At 37.3% G+C, this 24,882-nt stretch carries 23 protein-coding genes; 19 read left to right on the top strand and 4 right to left on the bottom strand.

Translation table 11 applies throughout. The features are described from left to right. Positions 1-32 precede the first annotated feature (32 nt). On the bottom strand, positions 33-1,412 hold the full coding sequence (gene nhaC / locus MHI47_RS17575; RefSeq protein WP_340763753.1) for a Na+/H+ antiporter NhaC: 1,380 nt from the start codon (positions 1,410-1,412) through the stop codon (positions 33-35). A gap of 173 nt (positions 1,413-1,585) precedes the next feature. On the opposite strand from nhaC, the gene MHI47_RS17570 reads away from it, so the two are divergent. The 4 genes from MHI47_RS17570 to hflX all read left to right on the top strand — a co-directional run bounded on the left by MHI47_RS17570 (position 1,586) and on the right by hflX (position 5,945). After that, positions 1,586-3,217: an AMP-binding protein gene (locus MHI47_RS17570; RefSeq protein WP_445678301.1), complete on the top strand. Its 1,632-nt coding sequence runs from the start codon at positions 1,586-1,588 to the stop codon at positions 3,215-3,217. An 83-nt stretch (positions 3,218-3,300) separates the two neighbouring features. Then, positions 3,301-3,819: an RDD family protein gene (locus tag MHI47_RS17565; RefSeq protein ID WP_340831693.1), complete on the top strand. Its 519-nt coding sequence runs from the start codon at positions 3,301-3,303 to the stop codon at positions 3,817-3,819. 94 nt (positions 3,820-3,913) lie between these two features. Beyond that, entirely contained in the window at positions 3,914-4,660 is a 747-nt protein-coding gene (locus MHI47_RS17560; RefSeq protein ID WP_340763749.1) for a VOC family protein, read from the top strand. 13 nt (positions 4,661-4,673) lie between these two features. Beyond that, complete coding sequence (gene hflX / locus MHI47_RS17555) at positions 4,674-5,945, top strand: GTPase HflX (protein WP_093537499.1); 1,272 nt, start codon at positions 4,674-4,676, stop codon at positions 5,943-5,945. A gap of 180 nt (positions 5,946-6,125) precedes the next feature. Here the strand turns inward: hflX and MHI47_RS17550 are convergent, their stop codons facing one another. Then, positions 6,126-7,844: an ABC transporter ATP-binding protein gene (locus MHI47_RS17550; protein WP_340831691.1), complete on the bottom strand. Its 1,719-nt coding sequence runs from the start codon at positions 7,842-7,844 to the stop codon at positions 6,126-6,128. Between the two features lie 324 nt (positions 7,845-8,168). On the opposite strand from MHI47_RS17550, the gene MHI47_RS17545 reads away from it, so the two are divergent. From MHI47_RS17545 to zupT, 11 genes are all read left to right on the top strand, one after another. After that, on the top strand, positions 8,169-9,656 hold the full coding sequence (locus MHI47_RS17545; protein WP_340763742.1) for a peptide MFS transporter: 1,488 nt from the start codon (positions 8,169-8,171) through the stop codon (positions 9,654-9,656). 75 nt (positions 9,657-9,731) lie between these two features. Next, on the top strand, positions 9,732-10,577 hold the full coding sequence (locus MHI47_RS17540; protein WP_340831689.1) for a DUF6612 family protein: 846 nt from the start codon (positions 9,732-9,734) through the stop codon (positions 10,575-10,577). 328 nt (positions 10,578-10,905) lie between these two features. Continuing rightward, on the top strand, positions 10,906-11,862 hold the full coding sequence (locus MHI47_RS17535; protein ID WP_093537503.1) for an ABC transporter permease: 957 nt from the start codon (positions 10,906-10,908) through the stop codon (positions 11,860-11,862). Beyond that, complete coding sequence (locus MHI47_RS17530) at positions 11,849-12,805, top strand: iron chelate uptake ABC transporter family permease subunit (RefSeq protein WP_093537504.1); 957 nt, start codon at positions 11,849-11,851, stop codon at positions 12,803-12,805. Before MHI47_RS17535 ends, MHI47_RS17530 begins: the two co-directional genes overlap by 14 nt. Further along, positions 12,802-13,569, top strand: coding sequence for an iron ABC transporter ATP-binding protein (locus MHI47_RS17525; RefSeq protein ID WP_093537505.1), 768 nt, complete (start codon positions 12,802-12,804; stop codon positions 13,567-13,569). The genes MHI47_RS17530 and MHI47_RS17525 overlap by 4 nt, the downstream gene beginning before the upstream one ends. Before the next feature lie 121 nt (positions 13,570-13,690). Beyond that, entirely contained in the window at positions 13,691-14,728 is a 1,038-nt protein-coding gene (locus MHI47_RS17520; protein ID WP_340831687.1) for a siderophore ABC transporter substrate-binding protein, read from the top strand. Positions 14,729-15,034: 306 nt separating this feature from the next. Beyond that, the gene (locus MHI47_RS17515; RefSeq protein WP_340770613.1) at positions 15,035-15,646 is read left to right on the top strand and encodes a phosphatase PAP2 family protein; all 612 of its coding nucleotides are present in this window, start codon (positions 15,035-15,037) and stop codon (positions 15,644-15,646) included. A gap of 45 nt (positions 15,647-15,691) precedes the next feature. After that, a complete protein-coding gene (locus MHI47_RS17510) occupies positions 15,692-16,342 on the top strand; it encodes a uracil-DNA glycosylase (RefSeq protein WP_340763731.1) in 651 nt (216 codons plus the stop codon). 93 nt (positions 16,343-16,435) lie between these two features. Continuing rightward, positions 16,436-16,792, top strand: a complete 357-nt coding sequence (locus MHI47_RS17505; protein WP_340831685.1) for a hypothetical protein — start codon at positions 16,436-16,438, stop codon at positions 16,790-16,792. 34 nt (positions 16,793-16,826) lie between these two features. Further along, on the top strand, positions 16,827-17,159 hold the full coding sequence (locus MHI47_RS17500; RefSeq protein ID WP_093537509.1) for an antibiotic biosynthesis monooxygenase family protein: 333 nt from the start codon (positions 16,827-16,829) through the stop codon (positions 17,157-17,159). A 282-nt stretch (positions 17,160-17,441) separates the two neighbouring features. After that, complete coding sequence (zupT, locus tag MHI47_RS17495; RefSeq protein WP_093537510.1) at positions 17,442-18,251, top strand: zinc transporter ZupT; 810 nt, start codon at positions 17,442-17,444, stop codon at positions 18,249-18,251. A 471-nt stretch (positions 18,252-18,722) separates the two neighbouring features. On the opposite strand, the gene thrB is transcribed toward zupT, so the two are convergent. Beyond that, a complete protein-coding gene (thrB, locus tag MHI47_RS17490) occupies positions 18,723-19,634 on the bottom strand; it encodes a homoserine kinase (RefSeq protein ID WP_340831683.1) in 912 nt (303 codons plus the stop codon). Beyond that, entirely contained in the window at positions 19,634-20,692 is a 1,059-nt protein-coding gene (thrC, locus tag MHI47_RS17485; protein WP_093537512.1) for a threonine synthase, read from the bottom strand. Before thrC ends, thrB begins: the two co-directional genes overlap by 1 nt. Positions 20,693-20,872: 180 nt before the next feature. On the opposite strand from thrC, the gene MHI47_RS17480 reads away from it, so the two are divergent. The 4 genes from MHI47_RS17480 (at position 20,873) to MHI47_RS17465 (ending at position 24,679) form a co-directional block, all read left to right on the top strand. Continuing rightward, entirely contained in the window at positions 20,873-22,075 is a 1,203-nt protein-coding gene (locus MHI47_RS17480; protein WP_093537513.1) for an MFS transporter, read from the top strand. 95 nt (positions 22,076-22,170) lie between these two features. Then, a complete protein-coding gene (locus MHI47_RS17475) occupies positions 22,171-22,701 on the top strand; it encodes a DNA topology modulation protein (protein WP_340831681.1) in 531 nt (176 codons plus the stop codon). 105 nt (positions 22,702-22,806) lie between these two features. Then, positions 22,807-24,078, top strand: coding sequence for an acetyl-CoA hydrolase/transferase family protein (locus tag MHI47_RS17470; protein ID WP_340770607.1), 1,272 nt, complete (start codon positions 22,807-22,809; stop codon positions 24,076-24,078). A 1-nt stretch (position 24,079) separates the two neighbouring features. Beyond that, positions 24,080-24,679, top strand: coding sequence for a DNA-3-methyladenine glycosylase (locus MHI47_RS17465; RefSeq protein ID WP_340832091.1), 600 nt, complete (start codon positions 24,080-24,082; stop codon positions 24,677-24,679). Positions 24,680-24,882: the final 203 nt, after the last annotated feature.

Below are 24,882 nucleotides of genomic sequence, written 5' to 3'. Positions count from 1 at the left end.
AATATACTTGGAAATAGTGTATCACATCGACTTCATTTATTATAAGTAAGTGTTTTGCCAGTCAGTCCAAACAAAATGGTGAGCACCGGACAAAGTAAACAGAAGAAGGCAAATGGCAAGTAATCAATTGTTGAAACAGATAGTACGTCTGTTATGAAGATTCCACATACACTCCAAGGGACTAGTGGATTTACTACAGTCCCCGCATCCTCCATCACACGAGCAAGGTTTTTGTTTGCTAACCCAACTTTTTGGAAATGGGCTTGAAAGGTTTCGCCTGTCAATAAAATAGACAAGTATTGCTCCCCGATAAGTACATTCACTCCTATAGCTGTGAAAGCTGCAGCTGAAATGACCTTTCCTACACTCGTTAGTAGACTTTCTATTTTCCGTAGTAAACTTTGCACTATTCCTAAAGTAAATAAAAGCCCCCCCATACTCAAAGCCAGTAAGACTAAGGAGATAGTAAACATCATGCTAGTCATTCCACCTCTAGATAATAAGGAGTCAACCGCTTCTAAACCAGTTTGAGATGTATAGCCGCTAAATAGGATGTGTAATACTTCACTTGCTGTGAAAAACTGATGGAAATAAGCTACAGCTATTGCGCTTGCTGAAGTGAGAGCAAGTGCTAACATAGCAGGCACTTTTTTGGCAGAAAGTACAATGAGCAAAACTAATGGAAGTAATGAATACCAATGGACCATACCAGTTTGAAGTAGACCTTCTTTCAGTGTAGTTATTTGCTCTAATTGTTGAATTTCTTTGTTAGGCGAAAGTAATGCATATCCAATTATCGCTATAAAAAATGCTGGGATTGTCGTCCAGCCCATATTACGTATATGTTCAAACAGATCAACGCGAACTATAGCTGACGCTAGATTTGTGGTATCTGATAATGGAGACATCTTATCTCCGAAAAAGGCTCCTGAAACGATGGCCCCAGCAGTAATAGCCAATGAAATATCCATAGCACTTGCTATACCAACAAAAGCAACACCTACTGTGGCAACGGTTGTTAATGAACTGCCAATAGCAAGACCGATAACGCATGTTACTAAAAAGACTATTGCAAAGAAAAAATGAGGTGAAATCAATTGAAATCCTATATAAATAAGCGTCGGAATAGTACCGCCAATCATCCAGCTACTTATTAAAATTCCTATAAAGAAAAAGATGAAAACAGCGCCGAGTCCCGTTTTAGAACCTTCTATTAGTCCTTCTTCCAATGACTCGAATGGAACCCTTTTTAATAGCCCATAACCAATTAAAAGTAGAATGGCAAATAAAATTGGTAGATGTGGTACAGCATCAAATTTTATAATACAAACTACCATCAAAGAAACTATTAACAAGATTAGAAATAATGCCTCTCGAAAAGGAGGCGTAATTGTAGATGAAATTCGAAACATAAAATATCCTCCTAAACTAATTTTAACACTTTGGCGATTCAACGCTTTCAATCACTAAAGTAATTAGGATTTTACCAGGTTTCAACAAACTGTCAATCGGAAAAGGAAAAGTCTATTTCATCAGAATTTTGTGATAAAATAGAGTTTAAATAAACAATCAAGGGGTGATTGGTTTGTTAAATGAAAAAACAGTTGGGGAAATTGTGAAAGAAGCAGCCAGGAAATTTCCAGATACAGAAGCGTATGTGTATCCAGAGCATGGCATTCGAAAGACGTATAAGGAGTTTGACAAAGAAACGGATGAGCTTGCAAAAGCCTTTATCGGTATGGGCATTCAAAAAGGGGAGCATGTGGCCATTTGGTCTGACAATAAGAGAGAGTGGTTACTCAGCCAATTCGCAACAGGAAAAATGGGTGCCGTACTCGTAACAGTGAATACAAATTATCAAGAGAAAGAACTAGAATACTTGTTGCAACAATCAGATGCTACGACGCTCATATTATGCGAATCTTTTAAAGGAACTTCCTATTTAGATATTGTCCGTGCAATTTGCCCGGAAATTATTCATTCAGAAAAAGGCAATATTCTCTCAGAAAAGTTCCCCCATTTTAAAAGAGTCATAGTAATGACTGACAATGAGTATAAAGGTATGTATTCATGGGCGGAGCTATTATCACATGCAGATAAGGTGTCGGACGACACGTTGGAGAACGCATTGAAATCACTTCATAATGAAGAAGTGATTAATATTCAATATACTTCTGGAACGACTGGTTTTCCAAAAGGTGTAATGCTTTCGCACAAAAATGTAGTAAATAACGGACAACTCGTAGGCGACTATATATATTTAACAGAAAAAGATCGTCTTTGTATTCCGGTACCTTTTTTCCACTGCTTTGGGTGTGTAATGGGAACAATCGCATCTGTAACACATGGAACTACCATGGTCATTATCGAGCAATTTAATCCAGGTAAAGTACTTCAAATAGTTCAGGACGAAAAATGTACAGCATTGCACGGGGTACCAACAATGTTCATCGCAGAATTGAACCATCCAGATTTTAAGCAGTTTAAATTGTCTACACTGCGAACAGGTATTATGGCAGGCTCTATTTGTCCAATTGAAGTGATGAAAAAAGTGATCACCGATATGGGTGCAAGTGAAATAACAATAGCTTATGGACAAACAGAATCCTCTCCGGTCATTACACAAACGAAGACGGATGATCCTATTGAGAAGCGAGTGTCATCTGTCGGGAAGCCTCATCCTGCGGTTGAAGTGAAGATTATAGATCCACTTACAGGGGAAGATACACCAACTGGAGTCCCTGGTGAGCTTTGTACCCGAGGTTATTTAGTGATGAAAGGATACTATAAAAACGAACAAGCAACTAAGACGGCAATTGACCCTAATGGTTGGCTTCACACAGGTGATATCGCAGTGGTGGATGAGGAAGGGTATATAGATATAACGGGACGTATTAAAGACATGGTAATCCGTGGTGGAGAAAATATCTATCCAAAAGAAGTAGAAGAATTTTTATATCAGCACCCTAAGGTCCAAGACGTTCAAGTAGTTGGAGTACCTGATCCTAAATACGGAGAAGAGCTTATGGCATGGGTTATTCTAAAAAGCGGCGAACAGATAACTTCTGATGAATTAAAAGAATACTGTAAAGGGAAAATTTCATATCATAAAATACCAAAGTATATTGAATTCATAGAGTCATATCCAATGACAGCTTCAGGCAAAATTCAAAAGTTTCTCCTTCGTGAAATGTCTAAAGAGAAGGCCAAAGTATAATTCGTATTATTTCCTGGGAAATCGACAAATTTCATGTGAATAGAAAGGTAAGAAAACAAATCCATTACGAGGAGTAACTTTAAGTGAATGTGAATGCAACTTTCATAATGCGATTCAAAGCGTTTATGCTGGATTACTTGCTTATATTTTCCTACTTGAGTGTGCTTGCTGTCTTCAATATATTTGTATTTCCATCTGTACAGAGTTTGTTTATTAACTCACTTGTAGTTGCGCAGTTCACAGGATTTCTAATGGTAACATTGCCGGTTTCACTCTATTTTATTATTAGTGATTCAGTGCTAGGGAAACAGTCCGTAGGCAAGAGATATATGGGAATTAAAGTAGTCAATAAACATAATCAAAACCTTTCGATACTCCAGTCTGTTTTTAGAACCATTGTGAAATTTCTCCCTTGGGAACTTTCACATTATCTTGTGTATCGCCTGATTTACCTTGGAGATGCAGAAGTTCCAATTAGCTACTATGCAATTGGTGGAATTATCTATGGGCTTATGCTTGCTTATATCCTTACCGCTCTATTTAGTAAGCGTAAAAAATCACTTTATGACATGGTTGTCGAAACACAGGTTATTAAGGTGTGATCTTAGTAATTGAGAAGCATCAGTTTTCCGATCGATGCTCTTCATATTTATTGATATACTGATGGCATGGGAATTATTGAAAGGAGGTGCTACGATGTATTTGGATCATATCGTTCATAGCGTTACAAAAGAACCGCTAGAGGTAGCGAAAGATTGGATGGAAAATGAAGTTCATACAGTAGTGGGTGGTCAACATACTCAATGGGGAACATACAACGCACTTCTTTATACGAAAACCAGCTATATTGAGTGGCTTTCCGTAGAACGGCAGGAAGTTGCGAACAACGCTGATCATCCTCTTATAAATCTTATGCTTCATGACTTGAAAACAAGTGGAGCAGGATTCAATACAATCTGTATCCGCACTACTAATATAGCTCATCTTAGTAACCAGCTAATGGACCAGGGTATAAAAACTTCGGGAGTTCTACATGCTGAGAGGAAGACAACTAGTGGATTAATACGTAAATGGAAAATGTTATTTATCCACGAGGAAGTTAGTAATGCTTTGCCTTTTCCGTTCTTTATAGAATGGGAGGAGAGCGATGAGGCTAGATATCACTCACTGCAAGAGGATGGAACAATAAATGCCAGTAATCTGAAGTTATCTATTACTGCTTGTGAGTTTCACGTTCGAGATCCAAGGGAAGTAATGAATAAGTGGAAAAATTATTTTCAACTAATCGAGTATGATGAACAAACATTACTTTTAGAAAATACACGATTAATATTTAAACAAAGTAAAATCGAAACAAAAGAGCGACTTGCAAGCATTGATATTGATGGTTCTAATCTACATAAAGAAATCACATATGAACAAGCAACTTATCGCTTTCTTTAAAAGGAGAAATTATATGGATGAAATAATAGAAAAGGCAATACTCGTAGCTGTAAAATTACAAAAAGATGAGCATTTTGAATACGGATTGGAAGAACTGCACAATTTAGCAGGGGCATTAGATGTGGAGGTAGTTGGGGAAGTAACGCAAAATCTTGAACGAGTTACCTCATCTCATTATGTGGGGACCGGTAAGGTAGAGGAGATTAGAAGCCTATATGAAGAAGCCGGAGCTAATCTAGTTATCTTCAATGATGAGCTTTCCCCATCACAAATTAGGAACTTAGAACGTGACTTGGACTGTAAAGTTATTGACCGTACTATGCTAATTCTTGATATCTTTGCTCGACGTGCAAAGTCTAACGAGGCTCAAATGCAAGTAGATTTAGCGCAACTTCAATATATGCTTCCACGTCTTGTGGGACTTAGAGCATCTCTAGGCCGACAAGGTGGGGGAACTGGCGGTGGATTTAAAAACCGTGGTGCTGGGGAAACAAAGCTAGAGCTGGATAGACGTAAAATTGAAGATCAGATTGCCAAACTCAAACGAGACCTCGAGCATGCAAAAGATCAACGTGAAACGCAGCGCAAGCAACGTAAGAAAAATGCAATTCCCGTTGTATCTTTAGTAGGTTATACGAATGCTGGTAAATCTACAATTATGAACCAATTGTTAAACAAAGTCGGACAAATGGAATCGAAGCAAGTATTTGAAAAAGACATGCTTTTTGCAACTCTAGAAACTTCCGTCAGACAGATTAAACTTCCGGACCAAAAGGAATTTTTATTAACAGACACGGTAGGTTTTGTTAGTAAGCTTCCCCATCATTTAGTAAAAGCCTTCCGTTCAACATTGGAAGAAGCACGTGATGCAGATTTACTTCTACACGTTGTGGATGTATCGAACGCAGAGCATCGCTTCATGATGGACGTAACGAACGACACACTTCATGCTGTTGGTGTTGAAGATGTACCTACTGTATTTGTTTACAACAAATCTGATTTAGCAGATATGAAATACCCACATATCGCAGGTGATAATATTTGGATTTCTGCGAAAGAGGGAGCAGGGTTGAATGAGCTGATAGAGATTATTAGAAAACATATTTTCTCTAATTATGTTAGTTGTTCCTTACTAATCCCGTTTGACCGTGGAGATATTGTATCTTACTTAAATGAGCATGCGTCAGTCTCCACTACTTCGTATGAGGAAGAGGGTACCGTTGTACAAGTAGAAATGAAAAAATCAGATTATGATCGTTTTCAAGAATTTTTATTTGTCCAATAGATAGCTGCAATGTTGTAGAGAAACACCCCAAAGTAACGAAGGATCATCGCAATGTAGTCAAGAATCACCGGAAAGTAACCAAAAATCACAGCAAAGTCGCAAGAACTAATAGAACAAATTAAAAAGTTGTCTCGCCGGTAGATATTCTACTGGGAGACAACTTTTTTGGTTTCCTTAATATTAAACCTCTTGGAACTGTATGTTATGCAATCTAGCAAATATTCCGTCCTGTGCTACTAAATCACTGTAGGAACCATCTTCTTCGATTCCTTTTTCTGTTACAACAAGGACACGGTCGGCATCACGGATAGTTGCCAATCTATGTGCAATGATAAGGGTAGTCCTATTTTCGGCTAGCTCCATTAAAGACTTCTGGATAAACCGCTCTGTTTCCGTATCAAGAGCTGATGTAGCTTCATCCAGAATTAGAATTGGTGGGTTTTTTAAGAACATACGAGCTATCGCAAGGCGTTGTTTTTGTCCACCTGATAACTTAAGTCCACGCTCCCCGATTTGTGTATCATAACCTTCTGGTAGAGAAGCAATCATATCTTCTAAATGTGCCTTTTTGGCAGCGTCTCGAATTTCTTCCTCACTTGCATCTTGTTTACCATAGGCAATATTCTCACGAATAGATCCCGTGAACAAAAATACATCCTGTTGAACAATACCAATTTGAGAACGCAATGATTTCATCGTAATATCTTGGATGTTCAATCCATCTACGGAAATCGCTCCTTCTTGAACATCGTAAAACCTTGGGATTAGGGAACAAATAGTAGTTTTCCCTGCTCCAGATGGACCTACGAATGCGATAGTTTCTCCTGCTTTAATAGACAAGTTAATATTATCTAATACAGGTTTATGTTCATCGTATCGGAAACCAACTTGCTCGAAATTTATATCTCCTTTTAAATGCTGAACAGTTAGTGCGTTCGGAGAGTCTTGAATTTCAGGATCCTGTTCAACTAGCTCCAGGAAGCGTTTGAATCCAGCCATTCCTTTAGGATATAGCTCAAGTAGTGCTGTTATTTTATCAACTGGTTTTATCAACACATTGACATATAGTACAAAACTTACAAGTTCTCCGGTGGTAAGAGCTCCTTTATATGTAAACCAAGCTCCGACAACAAGTACGACCAATGTTACGAGACGAGTTAACATATAAATACTAGAATGTGTACCGGCCATCACTTTATAGGCCACCAGCTTAGCTAAACGGAATTGTCCATTATCTTCTTTGAAACGGGCAATTTCAAAAGTTTCATTGGTAAATGATTGAACAACACGAACACCAGAAACACTGTCTTCCACTCGTGCATTTACATCTGCAATTTTTCCGTACATGTTTTTCCATGCTCTATTCATCATAATGTTACCGTACGTTGCCACGACGGATAAGATCGGCACCATGACAATAGCGATGATCGCAAGTTCCGGATTAATATTGTACATAATCGTAAAAGCACCGATTAATGTCATAATAGCGATGAACAAATCCTCCGGACCATGATGGGCAAGTTCACCAATATCAAATAAATCATTTGTAATTCGACTCATAATATGACCTGTCTTCGTATTATCAAAGAACCGGAATGATTGGCGTTGAACGTGGGTGAATAATTGCTGTCTCATATCGGTCTCTATATTAATGCCGAGTTTATGGCCAAAATAACTTACGACATACTGTAGAAAAGTGCTGAGGATAAATACTACCAATAGTAGGATACTGATTTTTGTTATCATGCTCCAATCCCCAGTAGGTAACAAGTCATCGATAAACCATTGAACTGCAACTGGATATGCGAGCTCTAAAATTGCGACAAATACAGCACTACTGAAGTCAATGATAAATAGTCGTTTATGCGGTTTGTAATATGAAAAAAACTTCTTGAGCATTTTCTTAGCTCCTTCCTTCTGTCATAACGACTATTATAACCAACAATTTCAAAAGTCGAAATAATTAAATTCGATAGAATAAATAAAATTCCAATTTCAGTCAAAATTTGCTCTGTATTTTATATTAGAACGTTGATATTACGCTGTTTTTTAGTAGAAATCTTCCTAGTTGAAATATAAAAGGTTTTTTGACAATTGCAAAAGGGCAGTTTATAATATGTGTCTTGTTAGTTTTATGGGCATTAGGTTACTTTTCATGTAATCCATTAATATGGCGATAGAGTGTATTCCTAATGTTTTCAAAATTAGAAAAGAGGTAAAAAAATGGCAACAAAAGAAGAGATAGTTAAATCCGTCCCTCAGAAGGGATTTTTTGGTCATCCGAAAGCATTACTATCATTGTTTTTCACGGAGTTTTGGGAGCGTTTTTCTTACTATGGAATGCGCGCAATACTAATCTACTATATGTATTACGAAGTAACGCAGGGAGGATTGGGACTAGAACGTTCTACTGCTAACTCCATTATGGCTGTGTATGGTTCACTAGTTTATATGTCTGGAATTATTGGAGGTTGGATAGCTGACCGCCTATTCGGTACGACGAAAACGGTATTCTATGGTGGGGTTCTCATCATGTTCGGTCATATCGTCTTGGCATTCCCTGGTGGTTTAACTACTTTGTTTGCCTCGATGGCATTAATCATCATTGGGACAGGCTTGTTGAAACCAAATATTTCAAGTATTATCGGGGATCTGTATTCTAAAGAAGATACTCGTCGTGATTCAGGTTTTAGCATTTTCTACATGGGGATTAATATGGGAGCGTTTATCGCACCTTTAATCGTTGGAACAATTGGTCTTGAGTATAACTTCCATTTAGGATTTGGTCTTGCTGCGGTCGGTATGGCAATTGGTTTAGTCGTATTTTTAGTAACTAAAAAGAAATATTTAGGGTTAGCAGGTACATATGTGCCAAATCCAATGGCAAAAGATGAACGTAAAAAAGTTCTAACTAGAATTGGTATTGCATTAGTCATTATTTTAATTGTTGGATTCATATTGATTCAACAAGGTATTTTAACAATTGATAGTTTTATCATGACAGTTTCTATTTTAGGTATTGTTATTCCTACCTTGTACTTTATCGTTATGTATAGAAGCAGTAAAACAACAGAGGATGAAAAGTCTCGCTTACTTGCATACATCCCATTATTTGTTGCAGCTATGATGTTCTGGGCAATTCAAGAACAAGGGTCCAACATTTTAGCACAGTATGCAGATGAACGAGTAGACTTAATGATTGGATCTGTTGAGATTTCACCTGCCTGGTTCCAATCTTTAAATCCATTGTTCATCATTGCCCTTGCACCAGTGTTTGCGTGGATGTGGGTAAAACTGGGAGACAGACAACCATCTACACCTAAGAAATTCTCATTTGGTTTGTTCTTTGCGGGGATGTCCTTCATCGTCATGATTATTCCAGCTTACTTCAACGGTACTGACTCTCTAGTTAGTCCTTTCTGGCTAGTACTGAGTTTCTTCCTTGTAGTATTAGGTGAGTTATTATTATCACCAGTAGGATTATCTGCGACCACGAAACTTGCACCGGGAGCATTCGCAGCACAAACGATGAGTTTATGGTTTATGACGAACGCGTCAGCTCAGGCTATCAATGCCCAAGTTGTTAAATTTTACTCACCAGAAAACGAAATTATATACTTCGGTGTTATAGGTGTAGTAGCTTTAGTAATTGGTTTATTACTCTATATAATGACTCCATTAATCCAAAAATATATGCGTGGCGTTAAGTAAAATTCAAAATAGTGAAACTTTATAAGTAATCATCCCGTAAAGTAAGTATCTTACTGAGAAGGGATGATTATTTTTATGAAGAAATGGACAGCTCTATTATCTATAGCAACCTTAACATTAGGCTTAGCTGCTTGTAACGAAACTGCAACACCCGTACAAGAAAAAGAGGTAACAGAAACTAGTAAACTTACTTTACAAGAAGTATATGACAAGTCAATGAAAGTTTCTGAAGAGTTAAAAAGCGTTAAAGGCACGATAGATATGAATCAGACGATGACAATGCCTAGTGAAGAAATGACTTTGGACATTAAGTCAGCGCTAGATATGGAATATATACTGGAACCAATGCAAATGCACCAAAAGGGCACAACGACAATGATGGGTATGGGTGAAGGTGGAGAGTCTCAAGAAACTGAGGTGGAGACTTATATTACAGAAGATGCAATGTATGTGTATGAAGGCACAACTGCACAATGGATGAAGTTCCCTCAGGAAATGGTAGACCAAATCATGAGTTCTGCAAACCAAACAGATCCAGCTACTCAACTGCAACCCTTACAGGAATATTTAGAACAAGTAGAATTTGAACAAGACGATGACACCTATATTCTAACACTGAAAGGCAGTGGTGAAGAGTTTACTGCCCTTGTGAAAGACCAGGTAGATGAAGCACTTCAAAATTTAACTGCAGGTGAAAATATTAACTTAGACTTTACGATTAACTCGGTTGACTACGTAGTCCATATTGATAAAGAATCGTATCAAACGACCAAATTAGATACAGTGATAGATATGGATATGACGATGGAAGGAGAAACGATTAATCTAAAAATGGATGCTAAAACAGACTTCTCTAAGTTCAATGAAATAGAGGAGATTGTCGTTCCTCAAGAGATTATCGATAGCGCTACATCAATTTAATTAAATAATAGAATAGGTTTTAGCTAATAGGCTGTTTCAATTGTTATGAAATTCGACAATTGAAACAGTTTTTTTAATTAAACCAAAGTAGGATAGGGTGGGATTAATATAGGGGAATAGTCACTCATTCCTATATCTAAATGACAAGCGTTTTCATTTAGACATTGACTTAAATAGTCAGGATGCTATAATTAAATTGATGGTAATTGATAATGATTTTCAATGCTGTTTATTATAAAAATATCTTCTATGTACAATAAATAAATGTTTACTCAGTGTGGAAGAAATTTCACTATCGTCTGAGAATAAAAGAAATATGGGGTTTAAAATGAGACTGTGGATGTTGATAGTTACAGTGATCATCCTGTCAGTTATTTCGCTATTTATTGGTGCGATTGACATAAAACCGAGTCATTTGCTTAATTGGGAATCGTTAGAGACACAGATTTTCTTAATAAGTCGTTTACCAAGATTATTAGCTATAATTTTAGCTGGCGCAGGGATGGGTATTGCAGGTTTAATCATGCAAAGTTTAAGTCGAAATAAATTTGTGTCGCCAACAACGGCTGGTACATTAGATGCAGCAAAATTAGGGATTATCATATCAATGATATTCTTTACAGGTTTATCTTATATTGGGCAAATCCTTTTTAGTTTCGCTTTTGCTTTAATTGGTACATTTATCTTTATGCAACTACTTGAGCGTATTAAGTTCAAAGATGCCGTGTTTGTTCCACTTATCGGGATTATGTACGGAAATGTTATTGGAGCACTATCCACTTTCTTAGCATACGAAGCAAACATTTTACAAAATGTAGATGCGTTTTTCCAAGGAAGCTTCACGTTAGTTGTATCTGGGCGCTATGAGCTTCTATATGTAGCTGTACCAGCGATCATTATTGCTTATATATATGCCAATAAGTTTACTGTTGCAGGTATGGGTGAGGATTTTGCTAAAAATCTAGGTTTAAGTTATCGAACAGTGTTGAATATTGGTTTAATAATTGTGGCTATTATTACGACAACAGTTATTTTAACTGTTGGTGTAATTCCGTTCTTGGGATTAATAGTGCCAAACCTTGTTTCTCTGTATTTAGGGGATAATTTGCGTAAAACGATACCCCATACTATTTTTATGGGTGCAGCATTTTTATTGTTCTGTGATATTATTAGCCGCTTAATCGTACATCCATATGAAATTCCCGTTAACACAACCGTTGCAGTAATCGGTAGTGTGATCTTCTTAATTATGTTGTTTAGGGGGAAAGCATATGCGCAAAAATAGTACGAAGCTAATTATATTAGCAGTTATTGCAATTATTTGTATGCTGTTATTTGCATTTTATAATATCCAAGGTGGGTTTAGTTATGCATTTCCGAAACGTTTAGAACGAATGTTTGCGATGGTCATTACAGGAACAGCGATCGCTTTTGCTTCTATAGCGTTCCAAACCGTAACGAACAATCGACTATTAACTCCATCGGTTATGGGTATTGACTCTATGTATGAGATAGTTCAAACGATTATTTACTTTGCGTTAGGATCGACTTCGATTTTTGTTGTAAGTCGCTACTTAAACTTTGGAGTATCCATTATAGCGATGGTTTTATTTGCTTTAATATTATACCGTTTCTTATTCCGTGCAGATAAGTATCCAATTTTTTTATTACTATTAGCAGGGATGGTTCTCGGTACGCTACTTGGAAGCTTAGGTACCTTTATGCAGGTAATAATTGATCCTGTAGAATATGAAAGTTTACAAGCTCGATTGTTTGCGAGCTTTATGAACGTAAAAACAGAGTTGCTATTTTTATCCGCAGGTATTTTAGTTTTAGCATTTCTTTATGGTTCACGCATATTACATAAGTTGGATGTTATGGCTTTAGGGCGTGACAATGCTATGAACTTAGGCGTTGACTATGACAAAATGGTATTACGTATTTTGATTTTATCTTCGATTTTAATAGCTGTATCCACAGCCTTAGTAGGACCAATTACGTTTTTAGGTTTAATAGTTTCTAACTTGGCATATCAATATTTTGCTACATACAAACATTCAGTCTTAATAATAGGTGCAAGCTTAATAAGCATTATTGCATTAGTCGGCGGACAATTTTTAGTGCTACATGTATTTAATTTAACAACAACGATTAGTGTCATTATTAACTTTATCGGTGGTCTTTACTTTATATACTTATTACTAAAGGAAAGTAGGAAAGCGGCATGATTGAGATTAAAAGGCTTTCTAAAAGCTTTGGGAAAAAAACTGTTGTCGAAGACGTCACTCTAAAAATTCACTCGAAAGCCATTACGTCCTTTATTGGACCTAATGGTGCGGGTAAATCAACGCTATTATCAATGGTAAGTCGATTGTTAGATGCGGATACAGGAGAAGTATTGTTAGATCAATCAAACGTAAAGAAAATGAAGTCTGATGCATTTGCAAAACGTGTTGCAATTTTGAAGCAAGCAAATCATTTTAATATTCGTTTAACTGTTAGGGAACTTGTAGCTTTTGGGCGTTATCCGTATTCAAAAGGCCGGTTAAACGCAGAAGATCACAAATTCGTTGACCAAGCGTTAGATTATATGAACTTAACAGATATGCAAGATATGTTTTTAGATGAGCTTTCAGGTGGTCAAAAACAGCGTGCATTTATTTCGATGGTTATTGCGCAAGATACTGAATATATTTTGCTTGATGAACCCTTAAACAATCTCGATATGAAGCATTCTGTACAAATTATGAAAATTTTGCGTAAATTGGTGGATGAGCTAGGTAAAACAGTTGTAATCGTATTGCATGATATTAACTTTGCCTCTGTCTATTCAGACCGAATTGTTGCATTAAAAAATGGACGTCTAGTAAAAGATGGTCCTACGGAAGAGATTATCAACTCAGAATCTTTACGTGAAGTGTATGATATGCACATTCCTGTTCAAGTGCAAGATGGATGTAGAATTTGCGTCTATTTTAATTCACACAATTAATTTTCAAGATAGTATTTGACAATTGAAGCAAACTAAATTAGAATTTGAGGTAGTTGATTGAGAATGATTTTCATTATCACTCAAAACTTGAAAGAGCATTTATTAGGAGGAGAAATTTAGAATGAAGAAATGGAATATAATTACTGCTGCTGCATTAGCATTAATGTTAGCTGCATGTGGATCAGAAGAAACAGAAACACCAAAGGCAACTGAAACAAACGAAGCAAGTGATACAGAAAAAGATGTAGCAGAAGAGTCGGCATATCCGATGACGGTATCTTCTTTAAGTACTGCTCGTGAAACAGAAGAAGGTGCTTCAGTTACTTTTGAAGATATTACATTAGAAGAAGAGCCTAAGCGCATTATCTCTTTAGACTACGGTTTCTTAGATACTCTTGATGCTTTAGGTGTTGAAGGTATCGTAGGTGTAGCAGCTAACGGTGGTCAAGGGAATATTCCAGAACACTTGAAAGAAAAGTATGCACCAAGTGATGATATTGCTGATGTTGGTACTTTAAAATCTATTAACTTCGAAGCAGTTGCAGCTGCAGATCCAGATATCATTTTTATCTCTGGTCGTCAAACAGCCTTCTATGAAGAGTTAAAAGAAATTACACCAAATGTAGTATTTATCGGTTCAGATAACTCTAACTATATTGATGCAGTCTATGAAACAGTAGACTTAGCGGCTAATATGTTTGATAAAGTGGAAAAAGGTGAAGAGCTAAAAGCTGCATTACAAGAAAAAGTAGATGAAGTGAAAGAAAAAGCAACTGGCTATGAAAATGCATTAGTTGCTATGTATAATGACAAAAAAATGTCTGGCTTTGATAACAGTGCAGAATCACGTTTTGCATATGTGTACAATGATTTCGGTTTCAAACCAGCAACAACTGATATTGAAGCATCTTCACACGGATCAGACTTTTCTTATGAGTCAATACTTTCAGTAGATCCAGAAGTATTATTAGTAATTGACCGCACAGTTTCGGATGTAGAAACGATTAAAGCGGATATCGAAAATGATATTATTAAACAAACTCGTGCTTATAAAGAAGGCAAAATCGTATACTTAGATGGTACGAACTGGTACTTCTCAAGCAACGGTGTAACAACTGAAACAGCAAAATTACAAGAAATCTTAGATGAATTAAAATAATTCATAGTAACCAGAACTACTCTATTCGTGTAAACGAGTAGAGTAGTTCTTTTTTTATACGTTTATGAGGATCGATAAGCCGGTATCATCTCTAACGTGCCATTTGATGTCTTATCGGGCTCAATCATCCCGCCTGATTTTCCAACTTCTCATAATCTCCATCAGAATAACTCGGTTAATAATTAGCCAGAATTCTGCCCGCAGGTCTTTCGAAGACTATAAACAGATTCTGCTTAAAGGGTAGGTATTCATTGTACATCCATATATTACTAGCTTATAATTTTGTTATGGGATAGGAGGGATTTTTTGAAGAAATGGTTTTATCCACTTAGTCTGGTAACATTATTAGGTTTTGCAGCACTGTTCGTATATTTCAATTCAAAAGAAATAGCACAGTTTGATAATCAAATGTCCCAAATATTTGGAGATAATAATATTATAGGATTTTTTCATAATTTCGGGGACACTAAATTTATTATATTTGTCACGCTGTTATTAGTTATTTATCTTTGGTTACGCTCAAAAAATTATCGAGGAATGCTTTTTGTTTTACTCTCTGTAGGGTTTGGAAATGTTCTGAATCAAATGCTTAAAAAGTGGGTGGAAAGAGAACGACCAGATATTCCACAACAGCTGGAGACCTTTAGCTTTCCATCTGGACATGCCATGGTGGGCCTTTTATATTTATTTACCATTGCCTACTTTTTAACAGAGCATCAGTCGAGTAAACCGAAACGAGTTCTAATCTGGTTAGTCGCTATATTTGCTACCATAATGGTTGGACTTTCACGGATTGCGGAACATAGGCATTATGCTTCAGATGTTTTAGCTGGGTGGATGATTGGGTATTCTTGGTTTGTCATCGTAGCATTGTGGTATGAATACAGAAACAGAGTTTTTAAAAAGTATACAGAGTAGAAACCTTTCCTCGTTGGAAAGGTTTTTTCTAAAGGAGTGGGGTATATGTTTGAAATACCACAGGAGCTTATTAAACTTGGGATCAATCGGATAGAGGGTTTTCCTGTAGAAGGGTTTGTTAAAGGGAAGGGACCTAAAAAACCAAGTATCTTACTTATAGGCGAAGCTCCTGGAGAGAATGAGGCTATAAAAGGAGTTCCATTTATCGGTAGAGCAGGTGACGAACTCAACAAGTCATTAGAAAGTATTGGATTGACCAGAGAAGACGTATATATGACTAGTGCAGTTCGTAGCCGGCCATATGTATGGAGAGATAAGAAGACTCGTAATGGTGAGTTAATACAAAAAAAGTATAATCGCCCACCAACCCAATTAGAAATAGTGGCACATGCACCCATATTAGATTATGAACTAAAAAATATTGTCCCTAATATTATTGTTACGTTAGGGAATGTAGGTTTACAGCGTTTGTTAGGAAAAGAGGCAAAGGTTTCCAAGTTACATGGAGAACTGCTTCATCGACCAGTACGTCACTTAAAATCACTAGATTCTATTGAATTTGAATGGTCGGATGAAAGCTATATGATTATTCCTACCTACCACCCTGCCTCTGTGTTTTATAGACCTTCCAACCGCGATTTTCTTGAGCAAGATTGGATTAATATTGGGAATTATTTAACGAATAGAAAGTATTGATTGTATTTGAATTGAGTTAATTGATTGACTCGATGTATACGTTTGTATACAATATATATATAAGTATACAAACGTATACAAAGGGGGCTTTGTATGAGAAGTGAATCACATCCTCTAGGGAGACATGACCGAGACGAAAACCATCGGGAGGGTAGACGTAGAGGAAGACCATTACAAGCAGAAGACAAAGAAAAAAGACATGGTGCGAAAACGTTCCGACGTGGGAGAGCGTTAGCGTTTTATGATATGATGAATATGAAATCAAACGCATTAAAGAAGCAATTAGAAACTCCTGAATTACAATCGATTAATCCGATTATAGTTGGTGAATTGAAGGCAGTAGAAACTCTTATGGAAGAGTTTGCACAGTTATTTGAACTATATGAAGTAGAAGAACCCACAACTCAAGACACAAATAATGAAGAAAAACCAATTGATACACAAAATTAAAAACAATCGCTAAGATAAAAATGGGGGAATAGAAATGTTAGTACAAATTCGTAAATGGACAGTGACAGAAGGAAATGCCGATAAGATTCTTGAACGTTTTAAGAAGAAACCAGATCAAGGTCCATCATTGATTGAACAACGTGAAGGATTCATCGGGCGTGAGTTATTAGTTAAGAATGTTCGTCGAGGTGAAGAAGAAGTAGTAATGATTGTTCGTTGGGAATCAGAAGAGGCTTGGAAAGCATGGGAAAAGAGTCCTGAGCATATTGCCGGACATAAAAAGAAAATAAAAGAGCATGGTGGAAAACCACCACAGCCTGAATTTGTAATTGCTATGGAACATGGTAGTTATACTGTTGTGGAATAGAATATAATAACAAAAGTAGTCATATTATAAAAAAATTAGCATTGGATTAAGTGGTATACACTTCTTCCAATGCTTTTTTGTTTAATAACATCACTTATAAGGTTAAACCACTGTTGCTTAGGGAAGAAATAAATAACGAAGTGATGTCTCCATAATTAGTAATAAATTTGTAGAATTCGTAAAAATAAAAAAATTATATTTTCACTAGTTGAAAAGAGTTGCGCAAAGGAAACATTTTGCGTATAATAAATGAAAATCGATAAATAGAAAGAAGTTGGGTCAATGGATGGAAATGTAGCGTTTGCTTTATTACTTACATTATTTGCTGGTCTGGCAACTGGTATTGGTAGTCTACTTTCATTATTGACATCTCGCACAAATACTAAATTTTTATCCGTTGCACTAGGTTTCTCAGCAGGTGTCATGATTTATGTATCCTTGGTAGAAATTTTTGTGAAAGCTAAGGACTCTCTCGTTGCTGAACTTGGAGAGACAAATGGGTATTGGATGACATTAGTTGGTTTTTTCGGTGGGATGTTCGTAATTGCGGTAATTGACCGATTAATACCTAGTCTTGGTAACCCACATGAAGTTAAAAGTGTAGAAGATATGGATGTCAAAATCAGTAATGCTGAGCAGACAAAACTCATGAAAATGGGTGTTTTTACAGCACTTGCAATAGGGATTCATAATTTTCCAGAGGGAATTGCAACCTTTGCATCTGCTCTACAAGATCCCAATTTAGGGATTGCAATTGCCGTTGCCGTAGCTATTCACAATATACCGGAAGGAATTGCTGTAGCAGTTCCTATATATTATGCAACTGGTAGTCGTAAGAAAGCTTTCAAGTTATCTTTCTTGTCTGGCTTAGCGGAACCGGTTGGAGCGTTCGTAGCTTATTTAATACTGATGCCCTATTTAAATGGAGTCATGTTTGGAGTAATATTTGCCGGAGTAGCGGGGATTATGGTCTTTATTTCTTTAGATGAGTTATTGCCAGCAGCGAAAAAATATGATGAAACCCATTCATCTATTTATGGACTCGTTGCAGGAATGGCAGTAATGGCCTTAAGTCTTGTTCTCCTAGCTTAATAAAAGCTCAATCATAAAAAGGCAGTGTAACCTTCAAACGAAGTTGCACTGCCTCAGACTATAGACAAACTTAATTTTATAGAGTTGAATATTAAACTCGGCAATGCCCACCACTTCGCTTTCCATGGGCTTGGCTTCAGCCTCCTCGTCACTACGAAAACATATGCTCCTGCGGTTACTCGTCGCAAAGACAATGGTCAAACAAAGTTCGACCATTGTCTTTCCTGCGGGGTCTTCAGCTCAAGCTATTCCCATAGGAGTCTTCGTGGTGGACCTTGCCTTATAAACAGTTGCAATAGATTGTGCAATTTATTCCCTTTTAAGGAAATGAATACCTTATTGATATTTATTACTATTCATAACCATTTATAAAAATACCTTTGTCGTCAAACTGAGGCAGTGTAACCTTCAAACGAAGTTGCACTGCCTTTTATAATGGAATGTATAACTTCTGACTAGTGAAAGTTTCCTTTAGTGGGCATTCTCTGTATCTCTAATCGTAACGACAATACCTGTGCGATTCATAGGTACTTCAACGAGATTAAAATCAGGGAATTGACCTTTTAACTTAGAGATGAAATCCTGTTCTGTTCCTTTTTCCACTAACGAGAGCAGGGTAGGTCCTGCACCACTGATACAAGTTCCATAAGCACCCGCTTGTTTAGCTGCTATTTTTATCTCTTTGCTCTGTGGAATCATATCAAGTCGGTAAGGCTCGTGAAACAAATCTTGTTCCATATAAGTTCCAACCTGTTCAAAAGCTGATGATAGGAAAGCGGCAGTTAATAAGTTTGAGATTGCACTTGCTTGTGCTGCTTCTTGACGTGAATAAGAATCCGGTAAAACTTGTCTCGCCATTGTTGTTTTTAATTCGAAGTTGGGTATAAATAACACAAATGAGGCCTCGATGTGATTTGCATGAAATACATTTATCTCCCCGTTTGCTGCATTAGAAGAGATGGTAAAACCTCCATAAATGGAAGCTGCTGCATTGTCAGGATGTCCTTCCATTAGTGTTGCAACTTTTAGTTTATCCTGTGCAGTTAGATGTAACTCCATAATTTGATTGGCTAACTCAATACCAGCAACAATGGCTGAAGCACTGCTCCCCATTCCTCTTGCTAGTGGAATTTCACTCTTCACTCTCACTGTGCATGGAGGAAGGGAAAAACCATGTAACTCGGCCGTTTTTTCAGCTGCGTGGACAATTAAGTGATCTAGTGGGTTTGGAACATCCGGAAGATTACCGGACAAGTTAATGATTTTCCAATCAAATCCTAATTCGACTTCCAGTTCTAAATATTTGTCTAGGGCGATACCGATGGAGTCAAAGCCTGGTCCAAGGTTCGCTGTACTTGCTGGTATTGAAATACACCAAACCATTAGACTAGCACCTCCTCTATAAATGCGCTAAGAGCTGAAGCATTACTTTCAAGTTTATGGGGCTCAGCAACTTTAACATCAATTGCAGTTTGTGGATCCTTTAAGCCATTGCCAGTTAATACTGCAACTACTGTACTTCCTGCTGCTATTTTTCCTTCTTTTACGGAACGTAGTAGTCCAGCTATTGAAGCGCATGAGCCAGGCTCTGCGAAGATGCCTTCTCTGCTTGCGATTAGTTTATAGGCTTCGATAATTTCATCATCCGTTACAGCTTCGATGACACCATTAGACTCATCGCGGGCAGCTTCAGCACCTTTCCAACTTGCTGGATTACCGATACGAATTGCAGTAGCAATTGTTTCAGGGAATTCGATAGGTTTTCCTTGTACAATAGCAGCAGAGCCCTCTGCCTCAAATCCAAAAATTTGAGGTAAACCTGTTTGTTTTTTGTCGTTATATTCTTTGAAACCTTTCCAGTAAGCCGTAATATTACCGGCGTTTCCTACTGGTATTGCTAGATAGTCTGGAGCTATTCCTAACACATCGCAAATTTCAAAGGCAGCAGTCTTTTGTCCTTCAATACGATATGGGTTAACTGAGTTCACTAGTGTAATAGGAGAGGTTTCGCTAATTGCGCGTACCATATCGAGTGCTACATCGAAGTTTCCTTCTATTTGAATAACCTCTGCTCCGTACATATATGCTTGAGCTAATTTTCCTGCAGCTACTTTTCCTTCGGGTATAACAATAACTGCACGCATTCCAGCACGAGCCGCATAAGCAGCAGCCGCGGCTGACGTATTTCCTGTAGAAGCACAAATAACTGCTTTGCTTCCTTCTTCTTTTGCTTTTGCAACTGCAAAAACCATACCTCTATCCTTAAAAGATCCAGTAGGGTTTGCTCCTTCTACTTTCACGTATACTTCGACGCCTAATTCTTTTGAAATATTTTCTAGCTTAATGAGAGGAGTATTACCCTCCAGCAAAGTCAATTTAGGGGTATTTTCTGTTACTGGTAAAAACTCCTTATATTCTTCGATTAGTCCTTGCCAAGCCATGATGTATTCCACCTCTCTGTTCTCCTTGAACAAACATATGTATTTGTATAAAGGACATTTTACTCTAATAAAGTGGAAAAAACAAGGTAAAATTTATATTGTAACTTTGATGTTGGATGCGTATACTAAACAGGTAAACTAAAAACTTTACAGGTGTAAAGACAGGAGTGAAAAAGTAGCATGAAAGAACAAAAAAAGATATCAAAAAATAAATTACTCGGGATAGCAGGACTTGCATGGATGTTCGATGCAATGGACGTTGGAATTCTTTCATTTGTAATTGCAGCCTTAGCGATAGATTGGAATTTATCACCTGAGCAAATGGGATGGATTGGTAGTGTCAACTCTATTGGAATGGCAGTAGGGGCACTTGTTTTTGGAGTTTTTGCAGACAAAGTAGGGCGAAAGAAAATATTTATGATTACATTACTGTTGTTTTCTATTGCAAGTGGATTGTCCGCACTAACAACAACACTTGCGGCATTTTTAATTTTAAGATTCTTTGTAGGAATGGGTCTCGGTGGAGAGCTACCGGTAGCGTCAACATTAGTATCTGAAAGTGTGGAAGCAAAAGAACGAGGAAAAGTAGTTGTTCTTTTAGAAAGCTTTTGGGCCGCAGGATGGATTATTTCCGCAATCATTGCCTATTTTATTATTCCTGATTACGGTTGGAGAATTGCTTTAATAATTACTGCGTTACCTGCATTTTATGCAATTTACTTACGTTTAAAATTACCCGATTCGCCTAAATATACAGAGAAAAAGTCCGAAACTAGAACGATTATGCAAAATATGAGTGAGGTTTGGTCAAAGAAATATGCGAAGCGAACGTTAATGTTATGGATAGTATGGTTTACAGTTGTATTTTCCTACTATGGAATGTTCCTATGGTTACCAAGTGTAATGGTCATTAAAGGATTTACACTTATTAAAAGCTTTGAATATGTATTGATCATGACGATAGCTCAATTACCGGGTTATTTCTCAGCAGCTTGGTTAATAGAGAAGGCAGGACGTAAATTTGTATTAATTACATATTTATTGGGAACTGCGGCAAGTGCATTCGTCTTTGGTTCTGCGGAGACAACAACGCTATTGATGGTTTCAGGAATTCTTCTATCATTCTTTAACCTTGGTGCATGGGGAGCCTTATATGCATATTCTCCAGAGCAATATCCAACTGTCATTCGAGCTACTGGTTCTGGTATGGCTGCCTCTGTTGGACGTATTGGAGGCATTTTAGGACCTCTATTAGTTGGGACTCTAGTTATGAGAGGCTATGAAATTGGCTACATCTTCACTATTTTCTGTATTGCGATTGTAATCGGAGTATTGGCGGTACTGTTCCTAGGCACAGAAACAAAACAAATAGAATTAGAGTAGAAAACAAAACCTGTTCCTCCTTGGGAGCAGGTTTTGTTTTGCCTAAGGGTGAAAACATAGTAAAATGAAGAATGGCTATACAAGGGGGGCAGAGGATGTATCAATTAAAACATAAACGCATACTCATCATCGGTTCAAGCGGTGCTGGTAAGTCTACATTGTCCAAACGATTATCTAAACAATGGGGTTTGCCTTTAATACATCTCGATACCCTTTTTTGGAATGAGGGTTGGGTCCCTACACCAAAGCCAGAATTTCGTGGAAAAATTCAAGAAGAGTTAAAAAAAGATAAATGGATTATAGATGGAAATTTTGATTCGACATTAGAGTTGCGGGCTTCCTATGCAGATTTAATAGTCTTTTTGGATTTCTCTAGAGTATTATGCACGTACAGAGTCTTGAAGAGAGCATGGATCTATCGGGGTAAAACACGACCGGATATGGCTGTGGGCTGTAAGGAAAAAATGGATATGGAATTTGCAAAATGGGTATGGCGTTTTCCACAGGATGTACGTCCGCATACCCTCGACATATTAAGGAACGTCAAAAATACAGATATATGCATTTTAAGAAATCCTAAAGAAGTAGAAGGATTTTTAATGACTGCACCAAGTAGTAAATCGTGAAAAACGCTGGACGGATAATTATTTGTAGAAGTTTATCCACAGGTCGTAGATTTTATGATTTCTAAGTGCATAAAAAAATATCGAATACCATAGGAGTATGCCAATATGAATAACAAACTACTAACAGCACAACAAGTAATTGATTTGATTCCACATAATGCAGATATTATTCTTCCACTAACGAACGGGGAACCACATAAATTACTGGACATTTTAGAAGATCAAGCACATCAATTAACGAATGTAAAAATACATCAACTGCTTGCATTGCAATCTAGAAAGTATATGAATGGTGCGTTTCCTGGGCAACTACACCATGTCTCTTACTTCTTAAGTGGGGCAACAAGAAAACAGTTTTACCAAGGTTTAGTAGACTTAGTGCCAAATCATTTTCATGAAATGCCTCGTATATTAAAAAGCTCCACAAATCTCTCCATGATTATGGCTGTTGCTTCACCAATGGACGAATTTGGTTACTTTTCACTTGGAACACAAGCAGATATCGTAAGTGAGTTTATCGGTACAGTACCATTTATATTAGAGGTGAACCAGCATATGCCTCGTACTTTTGGCCAAAACCAAATACACATTAGCCAAATAGCAGGATTTGTTGAAAATGATCGTCCTTTATTCGAGGATGTTGCTGCTCCTATTGGTGAGAAAGACATGAAAATTGCTGAGTATGTGACGGAGTCGATTAAAAATGGAGACACGCTCCAAATAGGTATTGGCTCAATTCCCAATGCAGTAGTAAGCTTGTTAAAAAATCATCGTCATTTAGGAGTTCATACAGAAATGTTCGTCGATGGCATTGTTGATTTAGTACAAGCTGGTGCTATAGATGGTACACAAAAGTTTACGAATAAAGGGAAGATTATTGCAACATTTGCTCATGGCTCAAAGAAAATGTATGACTTCCTAAACAATAATCCTTCGGTAGAGTTTTTACCTGTCAGTATTGTGAATGACCCAAGAGAAATTGCTAAAGAAGAGCGAATTGTTTCGATTAATGCCACTACCGAAGTTGACCTATTCGGGCAATGTGCTTCCGAAACAGTAGCTGGAAAGTACTATTCATCTACTGGTGGGCAAGCTGACTTTGCTCGTGGTGTTCGATTTGCAAAAGAAGGAAAAGGCTTTGTTTGTATGACTTCTACAGCAAAAAATGATGAAATTTCTCGTATAAAACTAAGTCTTAGTCCAGGTTCAGTTGTTACGACTTCTAAAAATGATGTCGATATGATTGTTACGGAGTACGGGGTAGCTAAAATGTTTGGAAAACCAATTTCAGAACGTGCGAAACAACTTATCTCGATAGCACACCCGAAATTTAGAGAAGAGTTAACATTTGAAGCAAAACAAAATGGTTATATTTAATATGGAGCCAATTGATGTAAGTTTTTTTCAACAACCGACTCTAGAGCTTGCCCGCCAATTATTAGGCAACTATATTGTTCATGAGCATCCAAGTGGATTAATAATCGGTAGGATTGTAGAAACGGAAGCGTACATGGGACCAGATGATCGAGCCGCGCATAGTTTTGGAAATAGAAGAACGAAGCGCACAGAGATTATGTTTGGTGAGCCAGGTTTGATATACAGTTATCAAATGCACACCCATACCCTGATCAATGTTGTCTCGGCACCTCCAGATATTCCTAATGCGATATTAATTCGTGCTGTGGAACCAGTAGAGGGCTTAGAATTGATGAAGGAATTCCGTAATGATCTTCCGATGAAGCAGTGGACGAACGGACCCGGAAAGCTAACAAAAGCCATGGGTATAACCATGGAACATTATGGTTCCCATTGGACTGAGAAGCCTTTGTATATAGCAGAGGGTGAGCCAGTAACCGCTGTATCAACGGGTCCGAGAATAGGCATTGAAAACAGCGGAGAGGCTGTACATTACCCCTATAGATTTTGGGAAACAGATAATCCATTCGTATCAAAAACAAGAAAACCAGTGAAGACCTGAAATTAGGTCCTCACTGGTTTTGTTGAAAGATAAGAATTTATAAAAAGGTAACGTGCTTATCCAGCTGGAGACGCCACATTTCACTACAATCAACTAAGTGAGTAGTACTCCCACTATAAGATTTGGCATAGCCTCTCGCTTAGATGAAAAAAGTAGTCAAAGTTAATATAAGGATAAAACCTTCTGCCCGGCTAGGAATACTA

Source organism: Psychrobacillus sp. FSL H8-0487 (genome assembly GCF_038008385.1).
Classification (GTDB): Bacteria; Bacillota; Bacilli; order Bacillales_A; family Planococcaceae; genus Psychrobacillus; species Psychrobacillus psychrotolerans.
Note: the sequence above shows the minus strand (reverse complement) of the source record. Positions and strands in the feature narration are given on the sequence as shown.